Raw genomic sequence first — 3,589 nt, forward strand, 5'->3', positions numbered from 1 at the left:
GCGGAGCGTGCCCGGGCCCACGGCCGTCCCGTCGCGGGCGCGGCGGCCGCGGGCGGCTCGGCGGGCGTCACATCAGCGGGTAGTCCGGGGCCCGCACCGTCGACTTGATCTCGTCGTGGGCCTTGGTCAGCAGTTGCATGGCGAGGTCGTTGAGCGCCCTGGCGCCGGCCACTTCCTCGCCGACCCGCAGCTGCGGGCTGTCCGAGCGGTGGCGGGTGCTGTAGCCGTGGGCGCGGACCTCGGTGCCGTCCGCCAGCCGGACCATCGCGGCGGCCTTGGTCCGGTCGCCGTCCTCCTCGAACTCCATCTCGATGTGCCATCCGACCAGGGTTCTCACGTCGGCCACCTCCTGGGTCGTGGACCTGCGCGCCCGCCCTGGGGCCGGCCCGGCGCGCACGGTCGCCCTCCCCTTCAGTGTGCGCCCGTCCGGGTGGCCCGCGCCGCGCGGGGCGCGACGGCGCGGACCGTGCCCCGGTGGTCAGAAGTTCATCGGCTGGAAGAACGTGGTCGAGCCGTTGGCCGGGCCGCCGCTGATCAGGCCGAGGCCCGTGCCGCCGTGGTAGACGGGCCCGCCGGAGTCGCCCTCGCCGCCGCTCTGGCTGCTCCGCACCAGGCCCCTGACCAGGCCGTCCGGGTAGTTGACGGTGACGTTGAGGGCGGTGACGGTGCCGCACTGGGTCCCGGTGGTGGAGCCCCGGCCGCAGACCGGCTCGCCCAGGGTGGCCTTGCCGAAGGCGGTGATCTCCTCCTCGTCGCCGACCACGTCGTTGGGCAGGGTCCAGCCCGCGACCGGGGTGATCACGGCCCAGTCCGAGCCGGGGAAGCGCCAGTTGCCGGCGGACACCGAACCGATCTTGTTGCCCTTGGCGTCGTACCAGGTCTTGGCCGCGTCGGCGCAGTGCCCGGCGGTGGTCGTGGTGCCGGCCCGGTAGTTGTTGAAGCCGTTGGTGCACTGGTAGACCGTGCCGGAGGTGCCGCTGTAGATCACGCTGCCGCCGTGCAGGGTGCCGGGCATCCGGGCGATGGAGTCGTCGGGTGCGGTCACCAGGGCGATCCGGCGGACCACCGGGGTGTCCAGTTCGGTCAGCGTGGTCAGCGCGCTCTGGCCGGCGACCGCGGTCGCGGCGCCGACGAACCCCTCGGTGCGTTCGTCGTCCGCGCCGCGCAGCACCGCCACCCCGAGCCTGCAGGCCTGCGGGTCGACGTACCAGTACTGCGCCTGCCCGGCCTGCCCGGCGGCCGCCCTGGCGTCCAGCTCGGCCATCAGGCCGTCCAGCCGGCTGAGCGAGGCCGGGCCGCACTGCGGCTCCTCCACCGGGACGGCGGCCACCGCCGGCACCGCCGCCGCACCGAACGCCAGCACCACCGCGGGCAGCAGCGCGCCCAGGACCTTACGTGCCATCAAAGGCTCCCCTTCGTCTGCCGTCCCGCGGCACGGGGAGTCGTGCGCGACCGACGGCTCTGCCCGGCCACCGTAAGGAGACGGAGCGTCAGGAAACCGTTCGAACGGCCGGTGGATCACCTGTTCGGCTCAGGCCGTGCGCCGGCCGGGCCCCGGTCCGATAAGCGGGTGCGCGGCGGACCGGGGCTCGGCTAGCCTCCCCGCCATGACCTGGCTGCCTGCTGACTTCGTCCATCCCCTCCGGGTACCGGTGCCCGGGGGCTTCCACCTGCGGCCGATCGCGGGGAGCGACACGGAGCTCGACCACCCCGCCGTGATGGGTTCGCGCGAGCGGCTGTGGTCGATCTACGGCGAGGCCTGGGGCTGGCCCGCGGCGACCATCACCTTCGAGGCGGACCTGGCCGACCTGGAGCGGCACGCCCGCGAGATGGAGGCCCACCAGTCCTTCAACTACGCGCTGTTCGACGACGCGAACACCGCGCTGCTGGGCTGCGTCTACATCGACCCGCCGGAGCGGGCCGGCGCCGACGCCGAGATCTCCTGGTGGGTGGTGGACGACCGGGTCGGCAGCGAGCTGGAGGCGGCCCTGGACGCCCTGGTGCCGCGCTGGATCGCCGAGGACTGGCCGTTCACCCGGCCGCGGCTGATCGGGCGCGACCTGACCTGGCAGGAGTGGCTGGCGCTGCCGCCGGCCGACTGAGCCGGGCGGGGCGCGCAGCGGCCGGGCACCTCGACGGGTGCCCGGCCGCGGCGCGCCGCGCCGTCCACGGCGTCACGCCCGGTGCAGCGGCACCGAGACCAGCAGTTGCTGCCCGTCCAGCGTCCGCACCTCGAAGTGGTCGATCTCGGAGGGCTGCAGCGCCGCGCCGCCCGAGGTCTGCAGCGCACTGTCGGCGCCGTAGCCGGTCGGCGGGACGGACCAGCTGGTGACGGTCTGCCGCTCGCCGCCGCGCGAGACCGCGATCAGGTCGCACTGCTTGGGCCCGGGCACGTTGGACAGTGCGAGGCTGACCTGGCTGCCCCACTTCTTCTGGCTGACGCCGACCGTGGCGGACACCCCCGTGGTGGGGTCGGTCGCGCTGAACTGCTGGACCGCGACGGCCGCAAGCTTGTCCTGCTGGGTCACCGCGAAGGTCACGGCCGGGCCGCCGACCACCAGCACGGCCGCCGCGGCGACCAGGACCAGGCGCCGGGTACGGCTGCGCCGCCGGGCCGCCGAGACCTCGTCCACCAGCCGGCCGAGCAGTTGGTCGCCCGGGCCTTCCAGGACCGGGCCGGCGTCCACCAGCTCGGCCAGCAGCGGCTCCAGGCCGCCGAGTTCGTCGATCTCCGCCGCGCAGCGCGGGCAGCCGGCCAGGTGCGCCTCGAACCGCAGCCGGTCGGCGGGGTCGAGGACGCCGAGGACGTACGCGCCGACGTCGAGGTGCTCATCCTGATGCGACGTCACGGTGTCACTCCTCGCTCCTCCAGCGCGATCTTCAGCGCACGCAGGGCGTAGAAGATCCGGGACCGCACTGTGCCTGCCGGGATGCCGAGTTCGGCGGCCGCCTCATTGACCGTACAGCCCTTCAGATAGGTGGCGACGATGACCTCGCGGTGCGCGTGGCTGAGGTCGTCGAGCGCGTCGGAGATGGTCATCAGTCGCAGCGCCTTTTCGAGTTCGTCCTCGGCGGGCAGCAGTTCGAGCGGTGACGGGTCGACCTCGCGCGGCCGGGCCAGACTGCTGCGATGACCGTCGATCACGATCCGGCGGGCCACCGTCACCAGCCAGGGCCGCACCGAGCCGTGGTCGACGTCCAGGCGGTGGATGTTGCGCCAGGCCCTGACCAGGGTCTCCTGCACCACGTCCTCCGCCCGCTGCCGATCGCCCGCGACCAGCCGCAGCACGAAGCCGAACAGCGGGCCGGCGTGGTCGCGGTAGAGCGTCCGCATCAGCTCCTCGTCCGGCCCCGGGCCAGTCGGCGGTCCGCCGCCGGACAGGGGTCCGGCGGCGCGGGGAAGGTCGGTCACGGTGCCATCCTTGCGCACCCGTTGCCTCCAGGTCGAGACGGGTCGGCCTTTATCGGCTTTTTCCCGTCGGTCGATGCGGGCCACGGCCTCAAGTCACGGGCCGTTCCTGTCGATACCAGGAGTGGGTGCGGCGCGGGCGCCCGCGCCGCACCCGCCCCCGGTCAGTAGCCGTAGCCG

Annotated in this window: 5 protein-coding genes; 1 reads left to right on the forward strand and 4 read right to left on the reverse strand. The window is 73.9% G+C overall.

Annotation, left to right across the window (positions count from 1 at the left end; translation table 11 throughout):
- Nucleotides 1–67 precede the first annotated feature (67 nt).
- Nucleotides 68–337, reverse strand: a complete 270-nt coding sequence (locus tag AA75_RS38095; protein WP_033825031.1) for a DUF1876 domain-containing protein — start codon at nt 335–337, stop codon at nt 68–70.
- A 141-nt stretch (nt 338–478) separates the two neighbouring features.
- Nucleotides 479–1,402, reverse strand: coding sequence for a S1 family peptidase (locus AA75_RS38100; protein WP_051814127.1), 924 nt, complete (start codon nt 1,400–1,402; stop codon nt 479–481).
- A gap of 205 nt (nt 1,403–1,607) precedes the next feature.
- Here AA75_RS38100 and AA75_RS38105 point away from each other — a divergent pair, with 205 nt between their 5' ends.
- Complete coding sequence (locus tag AA75_RS38105; protein ID WP_033825020.1) at nt 1,608–2,102, forward strand: hypothetical protein; 495 nt, start codon at nt 1,608–1,610, stop codon at nt 2,100–2,102.
- 72 nt (nt 2,103–2,174) lie between these two features.
- Here AA75_RS38105 and AA75_RS38110 read toward each other — a convergent pair whose 3' ends face one another.
- Nucleotides 2,175–2,849, reverse strand: a complete 675-nt coding sequence (locus AA75_RS38110; protein ID WP_033825021.1) for a zf-HC2 domain-containing protein — start codon at nt 2,847–2,849, stop codon at nt 2,175–2,177.
- Nucleotides 2,846–3,382, reverse strand: a complete 537-nt coding sequence (locus AA75_RS38115) for a sigma-70 family RNA polymerase sigma factor (protein ID WP_051814129.1) — start codon at nt 3,380–3,382, stop codon at nt 2,846–2,848. Before AA75_RS38115 ends, AA75_RS38110 begins: the two co-directional genes overlap by 4 nt.
- Between the last annotated feature and the right edge of the window lie 207 nt (nt 3,383–3,589).

Origin of the sequence: Kitasatospora sp. MBT63 (assembly GCF_000710465.2) — a bacterium.
GTDB lineage: Bacteria > Actinomycetota > Actinomycetes > Streptomycetales > Streptomycetaceae > Kitasatospora.